This window comes from Pseudomonas sp. Irchel s3f10, assembly GCF_900187515.1.
GTDB lineage: Bacteria > Pseudomonadota > Gammaproteobacteria > Pseudomonadales > Pseudomonadaceae > Aquipseudomonas > Aquipseudomonas tensinigenes.
In genome coordinates, this window is record NZ_FYDZ01000013.1 from 135,053 (window position 1) to 154,752 (window position 19,700).

17 protein-coding genes are annotated in these 19,700 nt (G+C 61.4%); 7 read left to right on the forward strand and 10 right to left on the reverse strand.

Features of this window, described 5'->3' with window-relative positions:
• Positions 1-317: 317 nt before the first annotated feature.
• The 4 genes from CKW17_RS23475 to CKW17_RS23490 form a co-directional block, all read right to left on the reverse strand.
• Positions 318-1,988, reverse strand: coding sequence for a ShlB/FhaC/HecB family hemolysin secretion/activation protein (locus CKW17_RS23475; protein WP_095122000.1), 1,671 nt, complete (start codon positions 1,986-1,988; stop codon positions 318-320).
• A 134-nt stretch (positions 1,989-2,122) separates the two neighbouring features.
• Positions 2,123-3,724, reverse strand: a complete 1,602-nt coding sequence (locus tag CKW17_RS23480; RefSeq protein WP_095122002.1) for a collagen-like triple helix repeat-containing protein — start codon at positions 3,722-3,724, stop codon at positions 2,123-2,125.
• A gap of 298 nt (positions 3,725-4,022) precedes the next feature.
• On the reverse strand, positions 4,023-4,877 hold the full coding sequence (locus tag CKW17_RS23485) for a MaoC/PaaZ C-terminal domain-containing protein (RefSeq protein ID WP_095122003.1): 855 nt from the start codon (positions 4,875-4,877) through the stop codon (positions 4,023-4,025).
• Positions 4,878-4,879: 2 nt separating this feature from the next.
• Positions 4,880-6,232 carry a 3-oxoacyl-ACP reductase gene (locus CKW17_RS23490; RefSeq protein WP_095122004.1) on the reverse strand — a complete coding sequence of 451 codons (1,353 nt, stop codon included), beginning with the start codon at positions 6,230-6,232 and terminating at the stop codon, positions 4,880-4,882.
• A 284-nt stretch (positions 6,233-6,516) separates the two neighbouring features.
• Here CKW17_RS23490 and CKW17_RS23495 point away from each other — a divergent pair, with 284 nt between their 5' ends.
• The 3 genes from CKW17_RS23495 (at position 6,517) to CKW17_RS23505 (ending at position 10,792) form a co-directional block, all read left to right on the forward strand.
• Positions 6,517-7,794, forward strand: coding sequence for an acetyl-CoA C-acetyltransferase (locus CKW17_RS23495; protein ID WP_095122005.1), 1,278 nt, complete (start codon positions 6,517-6,519; stop codon positions 7,792-7,794).
• Positions 7,795-8,182: 388 nt separating this feature from the next.
• Entirely contained in the window at positions 8,183-9,079 is an 897-nt protein-coding gene (locus CKW17_RS23500) for a PA4780 family RIO1-like protein kinase (RefSeq protein WP_007914672.1), read from the forward strand.
• Between the two features lie 504 nt (positions 9,080-9,583).
• Positions 9,584-10,792, forward strand: coding sequence for an MFS transporter (locus CKW17_RS23505; RefSeq protein ID WP_095122007.1), 1,209 nt, complete (start codon positions 9,584-9,586; stop codon positions 10,790-10,792).
• Here the strand turns inward: CKW17_RS23505 and cueR are convergent.
• From cueR to CKW17_RS23520, 3 genes are all read right to left on the reverse strand, one after another.
• Positions 10,746-11,159, reverse strand: a complete 414-nt coding sequence (gene cueR / locus CKW17_RS23510) for a Cu(I)-responsive transcriptional regulator (protein WP_095122009.1) — start codon at positions 11,157-11,159, stop codon at positions 10,746-10,748. The genes CKW17_RS23505 and cueR overlap by 47 nt on opposite strands.
• Complete coding sequence (cueA, locus tag CKW17_RS23515) at positions 11,156-13,549, reverse strand: copper resistance metal-translocating P1-type ATPase CueA (RefSeq protein ID WP_095122010.1); 2,394 nt, start codon at positions 13,547-13,549, stop codon at positions 11,156-11,158. The genes cueR and cueA overlap by 4 nt, the downstream gene beginning before the upstream one ends.
• A gap of 163 nt (positions 13,550-13,712) precedes the next feature.
• The gene (locus CKW17_RS23520) at positions 13,713-14,096 is read right to left on the reverse strand and encodes a hypothetical protein (RefSeq protein ID WP_095122014.1); all 384 of its coding nucleotides are present in this window, start codon (positions 14,094-14,096) and stop codon (positions 13,713-13,715) included.
• 148 nt (positions 14,097-14,244) lie between these two features.
• Here CKW17_RS23520 and CKW17_RS23525 point away from each other — a divergent pair, with 148 nt between their 5' ends.
• Both CKW17_RS23525 and CKW17_RS23530 read left to right on the forward strand, forming a co-directional pair.
• Complete coding sequence (locus CKW17_RS23525) at positions 14,245-14,442, forward strand: cation transporter (RefSeq protein WP_025111719.1); 198 nt, start codon at positions 14,245-14,247, stop codon at positions 14,440-14,442.
• A gap of 179 nt (positions 14,443-14,621) precedes the next feature.
• A complete protein-coding gene (locus CKW17_RS23530) occupies positions 14,622-15,824 on the forward strand; it encodes a multidrug effflux MFS transporter (RefSeq protein WP_095122016.1) in 1,203 nt (400 codons plus the stop codon).
• Positions 15,825-15,830: 6 nt separating this feature from the next.
• Here the strand turns inward: CKW17_RS23530 and CKW17_RS30430 are convergent, their stop codons facing one another.
• The 3 genes from CKW17_RS30430 to CKW17_RS23540 all read right to left on the reverse strand — a co-directional run bounded on the left by CKW17_RS30430 (position 15,831) and on the right by CKW17_RS23540 (position 17,497).
• Positions 15,831-16,004 (reverse strand): hypothetical protein, encoded by a 174-nt coding sequence (locus CKW17_RS30430; protein ID WP_007914687.1) that lies wholly within the window; start codon positions 16,002-16,004, stop codon positions 15,831-15,833.
• A gap of 153 nt (positions 16,005-16,157) precedes the next feature.
• Complete coding sequence (locus CKW17_RS23535; RefSeq protein ID WP_095122018.1) at positions 16,158-17,171, reverse strand: zinc-binding alcohol dehydrogenase family protein; 1,014 nt, start codon at positions 17,169-17,171, stop codon at positions 16,158-16,160.
• Positions 17,172-17,203: 32 nt separating this feature from the next.
• Entirely contained in the window at positions 17,204-17,497 is a 294-nt protein-coding gene (locus CKW17_RS23540; protein WP_095122020.1) for a putative quinol monooxygenase, read from the reverse strand.
• A gap of 119 nt (positions 17,498-17,616) precedes the next feature.
• Between CKW17_RS23540 and CKW17_RS23545 the strand changes: the two genes are divergently transcribed.
• Together CKW17_RS23545 and CKW17_RS23550 are read left to right on the forward strand one after the other, a co-directional pair.
• Positions 17,617-18,546 carry a LysR family transcriptional regulator gene (locus CKW17_RS23545; RefSeq protein ID WP_016987370.1) on the forward strand — a complete coding sequence of 310 codons (930 nt, stop codon included), beginning with the start codon at positions 17,617-17,619 and terminating at the stop codon, positions 18,544-18,546.
• 316 nt (positions 18,547-18,862) lie between these two features.
• A complete protein-coding gene (locus CKW17_RS23550; RefSeq protein WP_095122022.1) occupies positions 18,863-19,594 on the forward strand; it encodes a helix-turn-helix transcriptional regulator in 732 nt (243 codons plus the stop codon).
• The last annotated feature ends 106 nt before the right edge of the window (positions 19,595-19,700 follow it).

The following is a 19,700-nucleotide window of genomic DNA, read 5'->3' on the forward strand; positions in this document are numbered from 1 at the left end:
GTTGAGTGGTGAGGAGCGGTAGCGATGCGCGGTGTGCGCTGTTTTGCTTTGGCTTTTCTGTGGGGGCGAGTTTGCTGCGGACGGCGGTCCTACGAAAGCGGCCTGACAGCCGGCCAATTTCTAACTGAATGCACTTAATCCAACTGTAGGAGTGAGCCTGCTCGCGATGGCGGCCTGACAGCCGACCAATCTCTCTCTAGATGCACCAGTTCAAACTGTGGGAGCGAGCCTGCTCGCGAAGGCGGCCTGCAATCCGACCCATTTCTGCCGGTTGTACATTCCACCCGCCGCTGCCGAAGCCTCCTGGGTATTTCAGCTTACAACTGGTAGCTGAAACTGATGCTGTACCTGGGCTTGCGATTGAACGTGTCCAGTGCTTCATCCGACATCGCCTTCGCCGCTTCCAGCGCAATGTTGTAGTACTTGGCATCGCCAAACCGCAGCCCGATTGCCGCCGATGACAGATTGTTGGCCTTTACCGGCAGTTCATTGAACCAGCTGCGCGAGCGATCGAGTACGACATACGGTTGCAGGATGCGCACCCAGTTGTCGTCGCGGTTGAAGCTGTAGTTGACCTCGTACGCCACGCCCCAGCCCTTGTCGCCGGACGCTTGATCGTCGGGATAACCGCGACCGAAATTCTGCCCGCCGAACACCGCACGCTCGCTGTCGGGCAGGGTGTCGTCGCTCCAGTACAGTGCGGTCGAGAGCACGCCTTGCCAGTTGTCGAGGAACTTGTTGCTCTGCACCCCGGACAGGCGTACGCGGAAGAAATCGAGGTCGATGTCGTCGTAGTTGGTATGCGCGCCCAGGCTGTCGAAACCCTGATACACGCCGCCACTGAGAATACGCAGTTGCCGGGCATCGGCTTTGCGCCAGTCGCCTTCGAAAGCCAGAGCGCGTACGTCGGTACGGAACTCGGTGCTGAACGGGAAGTTGATGCCGTTGTAGCGGGTCTTGTCATCGACTGCGTACAGGCGCGAGCCGGCGGTCAGCAATTCGTTGGAGGCGGCAATCAACGGCAGGGTGAACCCGATGGAGTAGCGGTCGTTTTCTCGATGGGTGCTGAGTCGACCACCGCCGTCGATGAGGACTTCGGTACTGGGATCGGCGCGGTAACGTGAAGCAGACAGCGCCAGTTGCGCGCCCTCGTCATTGAGGAACTGGTTGTAGTCGAGGCGGTAGTAATGCTCGTGATCGTCACCCGGTGGAAACAGACCGCTGAGGGTCAGTTGTTCGCCCATTGAGGTTTGCGAATTGCTACTGACGCCGAGCAGGGCCTGGGTGCCGTTGCGGTTGTCTTCGGTGGTGCTCAGCGTGCTGGTGAAGGGTTTGCGACTGGCCTGGGCGACCAGCGTTGTCGCACCGTCGGTAGTGCCGGGCGGTGGCACCTGGGCCTGGATCGTTACGCCGGGGATGCGCGTCATCAGCGTGGTGTAGCGCTCGAACGTCTTGCGGGTCAGCGGCCGTTCTGCCTGGATCTTCGCTGCCAGTTTGTCGAGCAGCGTTCTGACCCGGCCGACATCACCCTCGATCTGGATATCACGAACGTAGCCTTCTACCAGCACCACGCGTGCTACGCCGTCATTGAAATTCTGCTGCGGCAAGAACGCGTAGGACAGCAGGTAACCGTCCTGCTGATAGCGTCGAGTGATGTTGCGCGTGGCTTCGATCAGTTCGGCGAGCGTGGCTTGGCGGCCGATCAGGGGTTTGTAGATTTCGGCGAGCTCGTTGAGCGGGTAGAGGGTTCCGCCTTCGATTTGCACGGTTTGCAAATTGATCTTGGTCTCCATCAACAGCGGTTGCGCCGCGGCGGCACCGGCGTCCGGCACTTGCACGGGCGTGGCGCTCGGGCGATAGGCGTCGGCGGGCAGGTTCGGCACCGGCAGGTTGCGGATGGTTTCGTTGCTGTTGAGAAAGCTGGGCAGGGTGTCGGCGAGGGCGGCGGAACTGAGACTGAGGAACAGCAGGGATGCCATTACGCGCATAGGACACTCCATGGTCAGATCACAGCACTGGGCTGAATTCTCCTAAGAAAAAAGGCGGAAGACTCGTGGGAATCTTCCGCCCTCAACCAAGCGTAGGCGCTGTAGGTGAGGCCGTCGAATCGGCCAGGTGCAATTTAGCGTTGGCTGCCTCCCAGAGTATTGGTCAGACCACCGAGTACACCGCCCAGACCGCCACCGGTTGTACCTCCGCTGGTACCTCCGTTGACCAGTCCACCGACGGCGGCAACGGTGCCGCCGACGTTGGTGACCAGACCACCGACCGCTGTGGTGACCGGGTTGTTGGTCGCGGCAATGGTGGTGCCGATACTGCTGACCGCACCGCCAACCTGGCCGGTGAGACCGGCGACGGGGGCTCCGATACCGGTCGCTGCGCCGACTTGTTGAGTCACGTTGGTCACAGCGCTGGTGACCGGATTCAGACCCGTGCCCAAGGTGGCGCCAACCGTGGCCAGAGGTGAAGTTGTCGCGGTGATCGGGGTGCCCGATCCACCGAGTACGGTGTTGAGCGAAGCGACGGTATTGCCGAGGCCGGTAGCGGTAACGCCGCCGGCGCTGACGACGCCATTGGTATTGCCGGCATTCAGCCCTGCGCCCACATTGACCACGGCACCGCCGACGGTTTGCAGCAGGCCAGTACCACCGAGGCCGCCGCCCAGACCACCACCCACTCCACCAGTACCCGAGCCGGTGCCGTTGGACACCAGACCACCAGCCTTGCCGACCGCGGTGCCGGTATCGCTCAACGCGCCGCCGAGGGTGTTGGTCAAGGCATTGCCGTTACCCGCATCGGTGACCTTGCCGCCCAGGGTGTTCACCGCGCCACCGACTTGCGAGATCGCGCCTTTGAGTGGATCGCCGAGCCCGGTGGCAGTGCCGAGTTTGTCCGTGGTGCTTTCGACCATCGCGATCACGGGTACCAGACTGCCGCCGACTTTGTTCGTCAGTTGGCTGGTCGGGCCGTTGGTCAGCGTGGTGTCGAGGGTATTGCCGAGCATGGTGACTTTCTCGCCGACACCATCAAGCAGCGGCGCGACTTTGGTCACAACACCGCCCACCACCGGAACGCTGCCAGTCGCAGTGGACAGCTTGGCGCTGAGGTCGGACACGCCGTCGCCGACATCAGTCACCACGCCGCCGACCGAAGCGACGGTGGTGGTCAGGCCATTCGGGTCGGTGGCCAGTTTGCCAACGCCATTGGTGACACCGTCACCCAAGGTGCTGACGACATTGCCGGCGGTTCTGGCCGCACTTTGTACAACGCCACCGACAACAGGAACGCTGCTCAGCGAGTCACCGATCTGGCCAACGCCATCGCCGACGCCAGCGACGGTATTACCGACATCCTGCACCAGCGTGGTGGTCACCAATGGGGTGGTGGTTGGATTGGTCGGGTTGGTGGGATCGGTCGGATCTGTCGGGTTGGTTGGATTGGTCGGATCGGTGCCACCTGTTCCGCCAGTACCACCCGTTCCGCCCGTGCCACCGGTTCCGGCAGTATCGCCGGTGCCCCCGGTTCCGCCGGTGCCGGCAGTATCACCGGTGCCACCCGTACCGCCAGTATCCGAGGTGCCGCCAGTGCCAGCGGTGCCGTCCGCCGCGGAACTGCCGGAACTGCTTTTATGACCGCCACCACCGCTGCTGCACCCGGTGAGGCCAAGGGAGAGAATCAATGCCAGAGCGATTGCCGATTTGCACCACACGCCTTGAGTTTTCATGATCGTATTCCTTGCACCTGTCACAACGTTCGTTGACTTCGATGGCTCGCCGATCTGTCGTCGGTGATGCCTTCGACCGTTGTGCTCAATCTCAGTCCAGGGGCGGGTTTCAGACCATTCTCAAGTTGGTATTAACGCCTTTATATAGAGGGCGAAGTTCAGCGCCTAAGGACTAATACCCACGATATAGCCGCACAAAAAAAGGCCTTGATAATCAAGGCCCGGGGTTTTTCGGCGGAAGGGGATAGGCTGAGGAAAACTTAAGTTATATACACACAATTAACGGTGTCCCGCGTGCTCAAGCAATGGGTTGCCACTGCCCGACCATGTGTTCCAGCTCTTGTGCACCGATCAGGCGCAACTCACCACTGGACCCCGCCGCACTCGCCAGCAAGGTCACCTCACTGGGCAGGCGCACCGGTTTGCGAAAGTGCACGGCGATCTCGAGGTTGGCCTTGGGCAAATGATCGCCCAGCGCCGCGAGCGTTCGCGCCTTGTTCCACAAACCATGAGCGATCGCTGTTGGAAAACCGAACAACTTGGCGCTGGCTGCACTCAGGTGAATCGGGTTGTAGTCTCCTGAGACTTTGGCGTATTGCCGGCCGATATCGGCCGGCGCTTTCCAGCGCGCCACCTCCACCAGCGATTGCGAGGGTTCCCAGGTTTGTTCGACAGCTTCGCCCTCAAGCTTCACGCCGCGACAGAGCATCTGGCTTTCGGCTTCCCACAACGGCCCGAGCTGGTCATCCAGCGTGGTCAGCAGATCGAACGTCGCACCTTTGGGATGCGCTTGCAGGTTCGTCACGCGCACGCTCACCTGCGCCCGACCGATCCCGCCCATCGGGCGCAACACGCGAATGCGGTTGCTCAGATGAATCAACCCCAACAGCGGGAACGGAAAGTCCTTGGCCGTGAGTAATTGCATCTGCAAGGCAAACGCGAGGATATGCGGATACGTCGGTGGCAGCAGACCGTCATCGATGAATCCGCAGACCTTGCGATAGGCCGCCAGGCGTTTGCCATCGACATCGACCCAACAGCGCAAACCGCTGTCGGGCAATTGCGTGCCGGTGATTTTCCGTCGCGCCGCCGCCCGTGCATACAGCCCGGGCAAACTCGGCTCGCGATCCAGTGTGTGCCATTCGATGCTCATGCCTAAGCCCCCAGAACACTTTGTCCACAGACCCGCAGCGCCTGCCCGGTAAACGCGCCGCTGCCCGGTTGTGCCAGCCACGCGACCGCTTCGGCGACGTCCTGCGGCAAGCCGCCCTGACCCAGCGAACTCATGCGCCGCCCGGCCTCACGCAGGCCGAACGGAATGTGCGCGGTCATCTGCGTCTCGATAAAACCGGGGGCGACGGCATTGATGCTGATGCCACGTTCCAGCAGCGTCGGCGCCCAGGCTTGCGCCAGACCGATCAGCCCGGCCTTGCTCGCGGCGTAATTGGTTTGCCCACGGTTGCCGGCAATGCCGCTGATCGAAGCCAGCAGAACGACCCGCGCATCATCCTGCAGCGTGCCGCTGTCGAGCAGCGCTTTGGTCAGCACTTGCGGGGCATTGAGGTTGACCGCCAGCACGGCATCCCAGAATTCCGGGGTCATGTTGGCCAGAGTTTTGTCACGGGTGATGCCGGCGTTGTGCACCAGAATATCGAGGCCGTCAGGCAGTTGTTCGACCAGTTGCGCGGCGGCGTCGGTAGCACAGATATCCAGGGTGATCGCGCGGCCACCGAGGCGGGCGGCGAGGGCTTCGAGATCGGTCTTGGCCGGCGGGACATCGAGCAGGATCACGTCGGCGCCATCGCGCGCCAGGGTTTCAGCGATGGACGCACCGATGCCGCGCGCAGCCCCGGTGACCAACGCCTTGCGCCCGGCCAGCGGGCGCGTCCAGTCAGTCACTGGCGTCGCACAAGCGGTCAGGCGAATCACCTGTCCGGACACAAACGCACTTTTCGGCGAGAGGAAAAACCGCAGCGGGCCTTCCAGTTGATCTTCCGCGCCTTCGCCGACATAGATCAATTGCAGCGTGCCGCCGCTGCGCAGTTCCTTGGCCAGCGAACGGGAGAACCCTTCCAGCGCGCGCTGTGCGCTGGCGGCAAACGGATCACTTAGGGTTTCCGGCGCGCGACCGAGAATTACCAGATGGGCGCTGTGGTCGAGGTTTTTCATCAGCGGCTGGAAGAATTCGCGCAGTTGCTTGAGCTGGTCGGTGTGCAGCAATTCGCTGGCGTCGAACACCACGGCTTTGAGTTTCGGGCCGTGGCCGGGAATCCATTCGGTGGCGGTTTCCGGTTGTTCGCCGTAACGGTAGATGCCGTCGGTCAAACGGTTGGCGAAGGCACTGATGCGCTCGGCCAGCGCTCCGCCGCCGATCAGCAGCGCACCTTCCACCGGCCGCAGGCGCCCGGCCTGCCAGCGTTCCAGTCGCACCGGCGACGGCAGGCCCAGCGCCCCGACCAGACGATGGCCGATGGACGAGTTGGCGAAGTCGATATAGCGGTCAGACATGGAACGCTCTCCAGAAGTTGGGGTTCAAAGTGTGGACTGCCGACGGCAATCAATCGTTCGATTCACGCAATAAGGCCTACGCTAGAACAGCAGAGTAGTTTGCCCCCGGCATTTGTGTTGCCGAACGCACATTCATAAACACAGCTGACCCCCTGTAGGAGTGAGCCTGCTCGCGATAGCGGTGTATCAGTCAAGAAATGTTTATCTGACCCACCGCTATCGCGAGCAGGCTCACTCCTACAAGGGATTGGCGTGAATTCAGACCTTTGGACAAGGAGTTATTCATGAGTCAGCTGCGCCGCGTCGCGATCATTGGCGGTAACCGTATCCCTTTCGCCCGTTCCAACGGCCCGTACGCCACCGCCAGCAATCAGGCGATGCTGACCGCCGCCCTTGAAGGCTTGATCGAACGCTATAACCTGCACGGCCAGCGCCTCGGCGAGGTGGTGGCGGGCGCGGTGCTGAAATTGTCACGAGATATGAGTCTGACCCGTGAATGCGTGCTCGGCTCACGTCTGTCACCCGCTACGCCGGCCTACGATATTCAGCAAGCCTGCGGCACCGGGCTGGAAGCGGCGATGCTGGTCGCAAACAAGATCGCCCTCGGCCAGATCGACTGCGGCATTGCTGGTGGCGTCGACACCACCTCGGACGCACCGATCAGTGTCAGTGAAGGCCTGCGCAAAATTCTCCTGCAAGCCAACCGCGCCAAGACCACCGGCGACAAACTGAAAACCTTTCTGCAACTGCGGCCCAGACATCTGATTCCGGATTTCCCACGCATCGGCGAACCACGCACTGGGCTGTCGATGGGCGAGCACTGTGAGTTGATGGCGCAGACCTGGCAGATCCCGCGTGAAGAGCAGGATCAACTGACCCTCGAAAGCCATCACAAACTCGCCGCGTCCTACAGCGAAGGCTGGCACAACGACCTGATGACGCCGTTCCTTGGTCTGACCCGCGACAACAACCTGCGTCCGGACCTGACCCTGGAAAAACTCGCGACGCTGAAACCGGCGTTCGAGAAAAGCGCGAAAGGTACGCTGACGGCGGGCAACTCCACGCCGCTGACTGATGGCGCGTCTGTGGTGCTGCTCGGCAGCGAAGAATGGGCCAAGGAACGTGGCTTGCCGATCCTCGCTTACCTGCGCGACGGCGAGGCGGCGGCAGTGGATTTCGTCAACGGCGCCGAAGGGCTGCTGATGGCGCCGGTGTACGCTGTGCCGCGTTTGCTGGCGCGCAACGGGCTGACCTTGCAGGATTTCGATTACTACGAAATTCATGAGGCATTCGCCGCGCAAGTGCTGTGTACGTTGAAAGCCTGGGAAGACCCCGAGTACTGCAAAACCCGCTTGGGCCTCGACGCGCCGCTAGGCTCGATCGATCGCAGCCGACTCAATGTGAAGGGCAGTTCTCTGGCGGCCGGGCATCCGTTTGCCGCGACTGGCGGGCGTATCGTCGCCAATTTGGCCAAGCTACTCGATGCGGCAGGCAAGGGCCGGGGCCTGATCTCGATTTGCGCCGCGGGCGGGCAGGGCGTTACCGCCATCATCGAACGCTAACGCGAGAAGAGCCCCTCACCCTAACCCTCTCCCGGAGGGAGAGGGGACTGATTGGGGTCAGATGGTTAGCCCAATCCATAATCGACGCGGTATTTCAGGTCGATGTATAACGCCAGACACCTCGGTCGGCCCCCTCTCCCTCGGGGAGAGGGCTGGGGTGAGGGTAAGAGGGCTGAATGGCAAATGTCAGATTCTGTCGCAAATGCCCTCAACGGCCGATACCAACAATCGAGGCCGGCTCGGCTATGATTCGCCGTGGTCGATTTTTTCGGCACAGTGTGTGCATTCACAGGTTCACAGGTCGGCAACCCCTCCCCGTAATGCGAGGATTGCCGTATAACGAGTGACATTCGCGTGTTTGGTAATAAAGGACCCACAATAAAAGCTGATGAAGACTCCAAAACGCATTGAACCCCTGATCGAGGACGGTCTGGTCGACGAAGTGCTGCGCCCACTGATGAGTGGTAAAGAAGCAGCTGTTTATGTGGTGCGCTGCGGCAATCAGTTACGTTGCGCAAAGGTCTACAAGGAGGCGAACAAACGCAGTTTCCGCCAGGCGGCCGAGTATCAGGAAGGCCGCAAGGTGCGCAACAGCCGACAGGCTCGCGCGATGGCGAAAGGCTCCAAGTTCGGTCGCAAAGAGACCGAAGATGCCTGGCAGAATGCCGAAGTGGCGGCGCTGTTCCGTCTGGCCGGTGCCGGGGTGCGGGTGCCCAAGCCGTATGACTTCCTCGACGGCGTGCTGTTGATGGAGCTGGTGGCCGACGAATTCGGCGATGCCGCGCCGCGTCTGAACGACGTGGTGCTGGAGCCGGATCAGGCGCGCGAGTATCACGCGTTCCTGATTTCGCAGATCGTGCTGATGTTGTGTACCGGTCTGGTGCACGGTGACCTTTCGGAGTTCAACGTGCTGCTGACGCCGACCGGCCCGGTCATCATCGACCTGCCGCAAGCCGTCGACGCTGCCGGTAACAACCACGCGTTCAGCATGCTGGAGCGGGATGTCGGTAACATGGCTTCGTACTTCGGCCGCTTTGCGCCGGAGTTGAAATTGACCAAGTACGCCAAGGAAATGTGGGCACTGTACGAAGCCGGCACCTTGCACCCGAACAGTGTGCTGACCGGTGAGTTCGATGATCCGGAAGACCTGGCCGATGTTGGCGGGGTGTTGCGCGAGATCGAAGCGGCGCGCCTCGACGAGGAGCGCAAGCAGGCCATCCGTGCGGCGGACGACGAGCCGAAAGGCAAGTCCGACGAGCCACCGCCACCACCGTGGATGCAGTGATTGCTTGACGAAAACCCGGCTTCGGCCGGGTTTTTTGTTTGAATCAGAAGTCTTGGAAGCCCAGAAGCCCCTCACCCCAGCCCTCTCCCGGAGGGAGAGGGGGCCGACCGAGGTGTCTTGCGTCATACATCGACCTGAAACACCGGGTTGATTATGGATTGGACGAGGTCAGCGTTTGGACCTGTCTGGTTTCGGTAAAGAAATTTCAGGTCGGCGTATCTCCACAGCATCCCCCAATCAGCCCCTCTCTCTCCGGGAGAGGGGGCCGACCGAGGTGTCTTGCGTCATACATCGACCTGAAATACCGAGTCGATTATGGATTGGACGAGGTCAGCGTTTGGACCTGTCTGGATTCGGTAAAGAAATTTCAGGTCGGCGTATCTCTACAGCATCCCCCAATCAGTCCCCTCTCCCCCCGGGAGAGGGTTAGGGTGAGGGCCACTTTCGGATCAACGCAATTTCGCGTCTACTGTCCACCGCTCCAACCACACTCAAGGACTGAATGTGACCACCCCGCGCAACACCCACCTGATCGTCACTGCACGCCTGATCTCCGACTTCGGCGCCTTCCTCAACATGGTTGCGCTGGCCACCTACGTCTATCTGCTGAGCAACAGCGCCATGAGCGTCGGGATCTTTCTCGCCAGCCGCGTGGGCGGAGGAATTTTTGCCAGCCTGATCGGTACCGCGTTTTACCGCCGTTGCAGCGGCCGCGCACCGCTGATCGCGTTCGACCTGCTGCGCGCCAGCGTGCTGGGCTTGTTGTTGATCGTGCCCGTCAACCAGCAGGCCTTGCTGTTGCCGGTGATCGCCTTCGGTCTGGGCCTGGGCAATTCGATGTTCGCCATCGGCCTCAACAGCCAGTTGCCGCGTTTGATCCACGCCGATCAGTTGCTCAAGGCCAACGCGTGGATCACCTCGGCCTCATCCGCCGCGATGGTTGGCGGCAGCCTGGTTTCGGGTCTGCTGGTCGCGGGGTTTGGGTTTGAAACGGTGTTCGCCCTGAATGCGCTGACTTACCTGCTGGCAGCATTATTGATTGTGCCGCTGCGGTTCGAATCGGCGACCGTCAACGACGAACCTGATCGCGGCGAATGGACCGCGCTCAGGCAAGGCCTGCGTTCTGCGCCGGTGATTGCCGCGATGCTCGCGGTGTCGATGGCCGACACCTTGGGCAGCGCCGCGCACAACGTCGGCTTTCCGATTATTTCCAGACTGCTGACACCTGAGTCGGCGAGCACCACGCTGGGCCTGATGCTCGCGGTGTGGGCCAGCGGCAAACTGCTCGGCGCGCGAATCGCCAGCCGTCTCAAAGGCTCGGACAACATCCACCTCGAACGGCGGTTTTTCTTCGGCGTGGCGCTGATGTCCTGTGGCTTTATCCTGATGTTCCAGCAACACAGCCTCTACGGACTGTTGCTGTTTTCCTTACCGGCGGGTTTGGGTGATGGCTTCTCCGAAGTCGGGCTGATGTCGCGTCTGCAACGTGAGCCCGAGCGCTTGCGCCTGCCGATTTTCAGCGTGCTGACCTTGCTGCAGATGACCGGGTTCGGCATCGGCATGCTCATCGCCGCGCCGTTCTACGGGTGGTGGACGCCGGGTGCCGTGGTCATGCTGTTCCACGGCATTCCCCTCGGCACATTGCTCACGATAAAGCTGTTGGCGCTCAAGCGCGGGCGGGTTGCGCGCAGCAGCCCGACGCCAGCTCCTTGAGAATCGGGCAGTCGGGGCGGTGGTCGCCGTTGCAGTGCTCGACGAGGTCTTGCAGGGTGTCGCGCAACTCGCCGAGTTCGCGGATCTTCTGATTCAACTCGTCGATGTGCTGGCGGGCCAAGGCCTTCACATCGGCGCTGGCCCGTTGGCGATCCTGCCAGAGGGTCAGCAGTTTGCCGACTTCCTCCAGGGAAAAACCCAGGTCCCGCGAACGCTTGATGAATGCCAGCGTGTGTAGGTCATCGTCGCCATAGACCCGATAACCGCTGTCGGTGCGATGCGCCGCTTTGAGCAGGCCGATCGACTCGTAATAGCGGATCATTTTCGCGCTCAGCCCACTGTGTTTGGCTGCTTGACCGATGTTCATCGGTGCTCCTCCAAGTCCTTGGGTTTCCAGGTTTTCAACAGTAGCGCATTGCTCACCACGCTGACGCTCGACAGCGCCATGGCTGCACCGGCTAGTACCGGATTAAGGAAGCCGAACGCCGCCAGCGGAATGCCGATCAAGTTGTAGACGAAGGCCCAGAACAGGTTCTGGCGGATCTTCGCGTAGGTCTTGCGGCTGATTTCCAGCGCCGCCGGTACTAGCCGTGGATCGCCGCGCATCAGGGTGATGCCCGCCGCGTGCATGGCCACGTCGGTGCCGCCGCCCATGGCGATGCCGATGTCGGCTGCGGCGAGGGCCGGGGCGTCGTTGATGCCGTCGCCGACCATGGCGACCACGCCGGTTTTTTTCAGCTCGCTGATGGTGGCGGCTTTGTCCGCTGGCAGCACTTCGGCGTGGACATTGCGGATGCCCAGCGCTTCGGCGACCACACGAGCGCTGCCGCGGTTGTCGCCGGTCAGCAGGTGGCTGTGGATATCCCGGGCGGCAAGTTGTTGCACCGCTTCTAGTGCGCCGGGTTTCAGGGTGTCACCGAAGGCGAACAAACCGAGCACTTGCGGTTCAGGGCTTTGCTCGATCAACCACGACAGCGTGCGGCCCTCGGCCTCCCATGCCTGGGCAGATTCGCTCAGGTTGCCGGCGCTCAAACCACTTTCCTCAAGCATCCGCCGATTGCCCAGCGCCAGACGTCGTCCATCGAGATTGCCGGCAATGCCGCGACCGGTCAGCGATTGACTGTCGCTGACATCCGGCACATTCAGACGACGTTCGGCCGCCGCATCCAGCACTGCTTTGGCGAGGGGATGTTCACTGCCGCGTTGCAGTGCGCCGGCCAGTTTCAGCAGCGCGTCTTCATTGCCATCCACTGCACTGAAATGGGCGATACGCGGCGTGCCAGAGGTCAGTGTGCCGGTCTTGTCGAACACCACGCTGCTGACTTCATGGGCGCGTTCCAGGGCTTCGGCGTCCTTGATCAGAATGCCGTGGCGCGCCGCTACACCGGTGCCAGCCATGATCGCCGTCGGCGTGGCAAGACCCAGTGCACACGGGCAAGCGATGACCAGAACGGCTACGGCATTGATCAGTGCAGTCTCCAGTGGTGCGCCGTAGAGCCACCAGCCGATCAGTGTCGCCAACGCGATCAGCAACACGGTTGGCACGAAGATCTGGCTGACCTTATCCACCAGTTTCTGGATCGGCGCCTTGGCGGCCTGAGCGTCCTCGACCAGACGAATGATCCGCGCCAGCACGGTTTCCGCACCGAGCGCCTGGGTGCGCACCAGCAAACGGCCTTCACCGTTGATCGCGCCGCCCGTGACCTTATCCCCCGGTTGTTTCGGCACCGGCAGGCTTTCGCCGCTGATCAGTGCTTCGTCGGCATGACTCTGGCCTTCGATGACTTCGCCATCGACCGGAAAACGTTCGCCGGGTTTGACCAACACCAGATCGTTCAGGCGCAACGCGCTGATGGCGACATCCTGCTCGCGGCCGTCGATCACTTGAATCGCCCGCTCCGGGCGTAACGCCTCGAGGGCGCGGATGGCGCTGGCGGTCTGACGTTTGGCGCGGCTTTCCAGATATTTGCCGAGCAGCACCAAAGCGATGACCACCGCCGATGCTTCGAAATACAGATGCGGCATACGCCCGGCGGCGGTGGCCCATTCGTAAAGACTCAGGCCATAACCGGCGCTGGTGCCGAGGGCGACCAGCAAGTCCATATTGCCGGCGCCGGCGCGCACCGCTTTCCACGCGGCGACATAGAAACGTGCACCAAAGATGAATTGCACCGGCGTGGCGAGGGCGAATTGCGCCCAGGCCGGGAGCATCCAGTGGATGCCGAACGGTTGCAGCAACATCGGCGCCACCAGCGGCAGGGCGAGGGCGATCGCGCAGATCAGCGCCCAGCGTTCATGTTTCAGGCGCTGTTGTTGGTTATCGTTTTGTGGGTGTTCGGCTTGCCAGACGCTGGCCGAGTAGCCGGCCTTGTTCACGGCGTCGAGCAGGGTTTGTGAGTTGACCTGACCGAGCAATTCCAGATGCGCGCGTTCGTTGGCGAGATTGACGCTGACGCTTTTCACCCCGGCGACTTTATTCAGGGCACGCTCGACGCGACCGACGCACGAGGCGCACGTCATTCCTTCGATATTCAATTCGATAATCTGCTGCGGCACGCTGTAACCAGCGCGCTCAACCGCCGCCATCAAGGCCGGCAGGCTGTCACCCGGCGCCTGCACGCGGGCCTGCTCGGTGGCGAGGTTGACGCTGACGGCACTGGCACCGCTGACTTTGCTCAATGCCCGCTCGACACGGCCGGCGCAACTGGCGCAGGTCATGCCGGCAATCGGCAGGTCGAAAGTGATGGAATCGGACATCGGTCGTACTCCCTGTAGTAGATGCCTACAAGGATCAACCTTGCCATGCGGGCAAGGTCAAGCGCCAATCTCAAAAGCAAAAGATCGCAGCCTTCGGCAGCTCCTACATTGGAATGCAGTCCCTGTAGGAGCTGCCGAAGGCTGCGATCTTTTGGCTAGCGACTCAGTATTCGAGAGCCGCAGGCTTCAAGTAGACGCCTTCGGAATTCATCGCCAAGCGATACTTCAGCACATCACCGGCATGCAATTTGATCTCCTTCGAACCCGGCGCGAGCATCCCCGGGTTGCAACCGGCGACTTGTCCCGGCAGCAACTTCAAGCGCAGCGAAACAGTGCCCGGCGGCAAGTTGAAAGAAATGCTCTGCTCTTGCAGCAGCCGCGCCGAGAGCTGATCCTGGATGTACACGCCGATCTCGCAGGAAGTCGACACTTCCAGACGCTCGCGGGAAATGATCAGCACCGCATAGTCCTCGCCGGCAGCTTGTACTTGAGGAACGGCGGCAAAAAGGCTGAGCAAGCCAAACAGGCTGAAAGCTGACCAGCGCATGGCTGAATCTCCTGAATTTAAGTCATTGATGCACGCAGCTTGGCCGAGCGCGACGCCGATTGCCAGCCCGGCAGTTTATTGAAGAACTTGACCTTGCCATCGTGGCAAGCTCGAAACTGCCGGCAACCTCACTCAAAGGAGTCATTCCATGCAAGTGTTCAACGTTCAAGGCATGTCCTGCGGTCACTGCGTCAAAGCCATCACCAACGCTGTGCAGGCCAAGGATCCGGCGGCCAGTGTGCGGGTTGATCTGGCTGCGAAAGAGGTCGGCGTGGAAAGCGCGCTGAGCGCCGAGCAGGTGATCGAGGTCATCAGCGAAGAAGGCTACGCAGTGAAACTCGCCTAGAAGCAAAAGATCGCAGCCTGCGGCAGCTCCTACAAGGGGACGCATTCCAAAGTAGGAGCTGCCGCAGGCTGCGATCTTTTGATCCTGGCTTTTTTAATTGTTAGCGAGCTATCGGAATGTTCAAGGCGTTCGGGCGCGGCTAGACTGTCGGGCTGCCGACTTGCCAACCTGGATGCCTGATGAACTTCCGTACCATTCTGATTCTCGGTGCCTTGACCGCCTTCGGGCCCTTGGCGATCGACTTCTATTTACCTGCATTTCCCTCGATGGCGCTGGCGTTCGGCACCGACGAGAAACACGTGCAGATGACGCTGGCGGCGTATTTCGCCGGGTTGTCCATCGGCCAACTCGCTTACGGCCCGGTGGCGGATCGTTTTGGCCGACGCATTCCATTGCTGGTCGGCCTCACGCTGTTCACGTTGGCATCACTGGCCTGCGCTTATGCGCCAAACCTGGAATGGCTGATCGGCGCACGTTTCGTCCAGGCACTGGGCGGCTGCGCGGGGATGGTGATTTCCCGGGCCGTGGTCAGCGACAAGTGCGACGCGGTGGGCTCGGCGAAAGTCTTCTCGCAATTGATGCTGGTGATGGGCTTGGCGCCAATTCTGGCGCCGATGCTCGGCGGTCTGCTGGTCAACACCACAGGCTGGCAGTCGATCTTCCTCGTGCTGACCGGGTTCAGCGCGCTGGCCGGTTTGGCCGTGGCGCTGGGGCTGCCGGAAAGTATGCCGGCGCACATGCCGCGCCAGCCGTTGTCCGGCGCCCTGCGCCAGTACGGGCGCTTGCTCAAGGACCAGGTTTACCTCGGTCACGCCCTGACCGGTGGCATCGCCATCGCCGGGATGTTCGCCTACATCGCCGGTTCGCCGTTTATCTTCATCAAGTTGTATGGCGTCCCGGCCGAGCATTTCGGCTGGTTGTTCGGCACCAACGCGGCGGGGTTCATTCTGGTGGCGCAGGTCAACGCGCGGATGTTGGCCAAGCGCGGCCCGGCGTTCCTGCTGTCGCGGGCGGTGTGGGTTTACTTCGGCGCGGGGCTGGCGTTGCTCGCGGTCAGCGCAATGCACACCGAATCCTTGTGGCCGCTGCTGATTCCACTGTTCATCTGCGTGTCGAGCCTGGGCTGCATCAGCCCGAACGCCGCCGCCTGCGCGATGAACGGTCAGGGCGCACGCGCCGGCAGTGCTTCGGCACTGCTCGGCTGCATGCAATTCAGCGTCGCCGCCGGGGCTTCGGCGCTGGTAGGGGTGTTGCACGACGGCACCGCCGTGCCGATGGCAATAGTCATCAGCGTGTGCGGTTTGCTGGTGGTGTGCGTGGCGCTAATCACCCGCCGTCTGCAGAACGCCCGGGCACTGGCGCAAGCTCAGGCCGAGGCATAAATGGCCTCAGCCGGCGGCGCGCTGCTGGCTGCGGTCGGGAATCTGATGGGGTGCGCAAAGGCGCGCTTCGAGGGTGCGGGTGAAGGCCAATGCTTCGGCTTCACTGCGGAATGTCACGGCGTGTTGGTCCAGACGAACCTGCCATTGAGACTTTGCCACTTCTTTTATCAGGATCTTCATTGCTGACCTCCCTTGCGTAAAAGATGTATCGCAGAGGCTTCGATTGTAGACCTGAATACGATCGCAATTGTGACAACGGTCAAGCATCGGACTGACGGCAAAAAACCTCCGGCAGCCCCTGTAGGAGCTGCCGAAGGCTGCGATCTTTTGATCTTAGAAACCTTCTAAAACAATTTTCCCCTTGGCTTTGCCACTTTCCAGCAACTCATGGGCGCGGCGCAGGTTCGCCGCATTGATCGTGCCGAAATGCTCGCCCACTGTGGTCTTCAAGGTCCCGGCATCAATCAGCTCAGCCACGCGATTGAGCAGTTTGTGCTGCTCGATCATGTCCGGCGTTTCGAACAGCGAGCGGGTGTACATGAACTCCCAGTGCAGCGACAGGCTCTTGCGCTTGAGTTTGCTGATGTCCAGCGACTTCGGATCGTCGATCAGTGCCAGTTTGCCTTGCGGTGCCAAGGCTTCGACCAATTGATCGAGGTGCTGATCGGTCTGGGTCAGGCTGGCAACATGAGACACGCTGTCGATCCCGGCACGCTTGAGTTCTTCGCTCAGCGGCTGGCTGTGATCGATGACCAGGTCGGCGCCCAGTTCTTTGACCCAGTCGCGGGTCTGCTCGCGGGACGCAGTGCCGATCACCTTCAGACCGGTCAGTTGCCTGGCCAATTGCGTCAGGATCGAGCCAACCCCGCCGGCGGCACCGACGATCAACAGGCGCTGGTCTTCATGGGTTTTGCCTTCACGGATCTGCAGACGTTCGAAGAGCAATTCCCACGCGGTTATCGCAGTCAGCGGCAGGGCGGCGGCTTCGGCGAAACCGAGGGATTTCGGCATATGGCCGACGATACGCTCATCGACCACGTGCAGTTCACTGTTGCCGCCGGCACGGGCAATGGAGCCGGCGTAGAAAACCTTGTCGCCAGCCTTGAACAGCGTCACTTCGCTACCGACAGCCTTGACCACGCCGGCAACGTCCCAGCCCAGCACTTTCGCCGCGCCGTTTTCCGGCGCCACGTTCTGCCGCACTTTGGTGTCGACCGGGTTGACCGAGATGGCTTTGACTTCCACCAGCAGGTCGCGCGGGCCGGCGACCGGTTCTGGCAGTTCGATGTCTTGCAGGGATTTGGCGTCGCTGATCGGCAGGGAAGCGTAATAGGCGATGGCTTTCATGAATGGCTCCGTACAGTTAATAGAAGAAGGGGTCAGGCAATCGCGCCGAGGCGCTTGAGCTGAAAGTGTTCGATGGCGTGGCCAGCCGTTGCCTGGAAATGCTGGAAGTGCGCGCTGGCGTTGTGCGCCTCAAGAATCGCTTCGCTGGCCCAGTGTTCAATCACATAAAAAACCTGCGGGTCGGCGAGGTCGCGGTGCAAGTCGTACTGGCTGCAACCGTCCTCGGCGCGGCTCGGTTCAACCAGTGCGCGCAGGCCTTGTTCGAGAAGATCCTGCTGGCCGGGTTTGGCAATCAGGGTGGCGATAGCGGTGAATGGCTGGGACATGCTCGGCTCCAGAGAAGCGGGATGAATGCGATGGAGAGATGATTGGCTATTTCTCTGCGAGATAAAACCGGCTAAAAGAGCAGTCTCTTTCAATATTTTTTTGATAATCGAGGCTGAGCATGCTGCGTTTTGACGACTTGCAGTTGTTTGTCCGGGCGGCGGATCTGGGCAGTCTGTCGGCGGCTGCGCGGGTGATGGACATGTCTGCGGCCGTGGCGAGTGCGGCGTTGAAACGGATCGAGCAGCAATTGGGCGCGCGCTTGCTGGCGCGATCGACCCGCAGCTTGCGCCTGACAGCCGAGGGCGAAGGCTTTCTCGAATACGCGCGGGCAGCGCTGAGCCATCTCGATGAAGGCCGGCGCTTGCTGGCCAGCGGGCAGGATCAGGTCAGCGGTATTTTGCAGTTGTCGGCGCCTTCGGACTTCGGCCGTAACCTGTTGCTGCCGTGGCTCGACGAGTTCCAGCGCGAGCACCCGAAGCTGACCGTACGTCTGTTGCTCGGCGATCGCATCGCCGACCTGTTCCGCCAGCCCGTGGACATCGCCTTGCGCTACGGCGAGCCGGAAGACTCGAGCCTTGTCGCCTTGCCCATCGCCCCGCACAACCGTCGTGTGCTGTGCGCATCGCCTGCGTACCTGGCGCGACACGGCGAACCGCGTCAGCTCGAACAACTGGCGCAGCACAATTGCCTGTTGTACATGCTCGGCAGTCGGGTTCACGACCATTGGAGTTTTCACGACGGCAAACGCGAGGTCAGTCTGACCGTCAGTGGTGACCGTTTCAGTGATGACGCCGACGTTGTGCGTCTATGGGCGTTGGCTGGAGCGGGAATAGCCTACAAATCCTGGCTCGACGTGGGCGCCGATGTGCTCGCCGGCCGCCTCAAAGTGCTGCTGCCGGAGCTGCTGTGCGAACGCGCTCCGCTGAATCTGTTGTGCGCCCATCGCGCACAATTGAGTAAGCCGGTGAACCTGTTAAGGGAAATGCTCGCCAGCCGATGCGCTTATTTGAGTAGCCAATTTCCCGTTTTCTCGAAAGTTGATCATTAGTCGCAGCTAAATAGAGAAATTTCTGTCAGGAACAATCACCACCCGTGCAGGCTGCGGCACGGGACGCGGCCTGCATCCCGCTTATACTAGCGCCCGCCTCATGCAAGTACCTTAACCCGGCCCGAACGCCTTCGCACTGTGCTGCTCCTGTCTGGTTCAGGATTGTTCAGCGAAGATGGTTTCTGCGCCGGAAGATGTTATGTCAATGGCCTGCCTTGCCCCGGCTCAGAGCGATTTTCGCGTCTTGGCCGCCGACCCATTACTGGTCAAGATGTCTGCGAGCAGTAGACGATACGATTCCACAGGGAGTGAATACATGGAACATGCACCTTGCATCAGCCAGATCGCCACGTTGCTGGCCGACCCCAAGCGCAGCGCGATGATGTGGGCGCTGATGGATGGCTCGGCCCGGCAGACCGAGGAGCTTGCGTTACTGGCAGGTCTGTCGCCGTCGTCGGCCAGTGCGCATCTGGCACGGCTGGCCTCTGGTGGTCTGTTGAAGGTCGAAGTCCGTGGGCGCAAACGGTTTTTCCGCCTCTCGGCACCGGAGGTGGGCGCGGCGATAGAGGCGCTGGCCAGCGCCACCATCGCCAGTGCCCCGCGCGAAGTCGCCGAGGTTTTCAAACGCAGCACCCCTATGGCCAAGCCTCAGGCGGCACCGTCTTCGCTGTTGCGCGCACGCTTTTGCGACGATCATCTGGGGGGCACGCTGGCGGCCGACCTGTATCAGCGATTGCTCGACGCCGGCTGGATCGAACAGCTTGAACAGCGCGTGGTGGTGACCCTCAAGGGTGCAAAACAACTGGCAGGGCGGGGAGTGTTCATTCAGGCGCTGGCCCATCGCAATGTTCAGGTCGCCTGTGCCTGCCCGGACTGGAGCGAACGTCGTCCGCACATGGGCGGTACCCTCGGCGCCGCGTTGCTGCAGTTGTTCATGCAATCCGGCTGGCTGACCCTGCCCAATGACTCAAGAGCGCTGCAACTGACGGCGACCGGGCAGCGTGAACTGCATCGATTTGCCAAGGAAACCGAGCTGGAGATGGCCTAGCAGAGCCGCTTGATCATTACCTGCCACGGCGGCATGCCGGCTGGCGTCGTCTACGGCTGCGAACAGGTCGCATCCAGCACGAACGCCCAGGCGTGATCGCGCACAC